Origin of the sequence: Bacillus sp. JJ1127, assembly GCF_036965845.1 — a bacterium.
GTDB lineage: Bacteria > Bacillota > Bacilli > Bacillales > Bacillaceae_G > Bacillus_A.
The window spans coordinates 1-1129 of sequence record NZ_JBALQK010000351.1 but is presented as its reverse complement, the minus strand read 5'-3'; the positions used below and the strand labels follow the sequence as shown (position 1 = coordinate 1129).

General features: G+C 35.1%; 1 protein-coding gene. It reads right to left on the bottom strand.

From position 1 onward, the window contains the following. Nucleotides 1–39 precede the first annotated feature (39 nt). Nucleotides 40–1129 (bottom strand): IS3 family transposase gene (locus V7183_RS24250; RefSeq protein ID WP_335361114.1). Its coding sequence is split into 2 segments (ribosomal slippage), with 1091 coding nucleotides annotated over them: nt 40–950 and nt 950–1129; the frame shifts between segments, so codons are not numbered across the junction. This gene is flagged as partial in the annotation.

Below are 1129 nucleotides of genomic sequence, written 5' to 3'. Positions count from 1 at the left end.
TGGATTTGAGTCAATATTTTGGACACAAAAAAGTTAAATCTAAGCTACTTTTTTAGCTAGATCTTCTATTGCTTGGGGAGTTTTATAACCAATGCTACTATGAATCCTCTTGCGGTTATACCATCCCTCGATGTATTGAAATAATGCTAAGTTTGCTTGTTCAAATGTGACATATTTTGTACGATATACTTCTTCTTTCTTTAAAGTGGCATGAAACGACTCTATGCAAGCATTATCATATGGACACCCTTTTTTGCTAAAAGAGGGGGTAATTTTATAGTTCGCGAGTACCGTTTGGAATTCTTGACTTGTATATTGTGTTCCTAAGTCAGTATGTAGAATGAGACCTTCTGGTGGTTTCTGTGTATAGTAAGCGTTTTCTAACGCTTTTACCACAAGATTCGTTGTCATATTTCGTGAAAATGAATATCCAACAATTTTTTTAGAATACAAATCCATGACAGATGCAAGGTAACACCAACCATCTTTTTGCGTGTGAATATAGGTAATATCCGCTACCCACTTTTCATTGATTGTCGTTGTAGAGAAGTCTTGTTCTAATAGATTTATCCGTTCCTCTACGGTTGATTTTGATGAATGTGGTTTGTATTTCTTTAAGATAACGGAACGAATATTTTCTTTTTTCATGAGCCGTTGTACACGCTTTATGCTTACTTGTAATCCTTGTTCCAATAGTATTTGATGAATCTTTGGCGCACCGTAACGCTCTCCACTGTCTTGATGAATTTGTATAATTTTTTTGGTTAATTCTTCATTTTCACGACGACGCTTTGACTCTATTTTGTGCTGAGATTGGTAGTAAGAACTTCTCGCTATCCCAAGAGTTTGGCACATCATATGAACAGGGTGTGTTTCTTTTTGACAATCGATAAATTGGTGTAATTCTGTATCTTTTATTTTCTCGCGAATATGGCCATAGCCTTTTTTAAAATTTCATTCTCTTCTTTTAGACGAAGCATTTCTTTTTTCATTCGTTTCAGATCTTCGAGCGTCATTTCATCCTCATCAACTGATGTGATAGGAGAATATATTTTAATCCATTTATAAACGGTTACTTCTGATATGCCATACTCGCTGCTTAATTGTTTTACAGGTTGTCCCGAACGAT